We start from the raw sequence: 645 nt of genomic DNA, 5'->3' as shown, positions 1-645 counted from the left end.
GCCCGGTCGATATCGGCGGCCGAATGGGCGGCCGACATCTGCGTCCTGATGCGGGCCTGGCCCTTGGGCACGACGGGGAAGGAAAAACCGATGACATAGATGCCGCGCTGCAGCATGCGCGCCGCCATCTCCTGCGCCAGCGTCGCATCGCCGAGCATGACCGGAACGATCGGATGATCGGCGCCGGCCAGCGTAAAGCCGAGCTTACCCATTTCAGACCGGAACCGCGCCGCATTGGCATAGAGGCGCTGGCGCAGCGCATCGCCATTTTTGATCAGTTCGAAAACCCGGATCGAGGCGCCGGCGATCGCCGGCATCAGGGTGTTGGAAAACAGGTAGGGACGCGAGCGCTGGCGCAGCCAGTCGACCACCGGCCTGCTCGCCGCCGTGTAGCCACCCGACGCGCCGCCCAATGCCTTGCCGAGCGTGCCGGTGATGATATCCACCCTGCCCTCGACGCCGCAATACTCGGCCGAGCCGCGCCCGTTCTTGCCGACGAAGCCGACGGCATGGCTGTCGTCGACCATCACCATTGCATCGTACTTGTCGGCGAGATCGCAGACGCCCCTCAGATTGGCGATGATGCCGTCCATGGAAAATACACCATCGGTGGCGATCAGCCGAAAACGGCAATCCATTGCCTCC

At 64.7% G+C, this 645-nt stretch carries 1 protein-coding gene; it reads right to left on the bottom strand.

The window, feature by feature from the left end; genetic code table 11:
• Positions 1-645 (bottom strand): aminotransferase class I/II-fold pyridoxal phosphate-dependent enzyme (locus AC0L17_RS34535; RefSeq protein ID WP_473518997.1); only part of this gene is annotated, 645 nt, incomplete at both ends.

This window comes from Mesorhizobium sp. WSM4829 (genome assembly GCF_055811475.1).
Note: the sequence above shows the minus strand (reverse complement) of the source record. Positions and strands in the feature narration are given on the sequence as shown.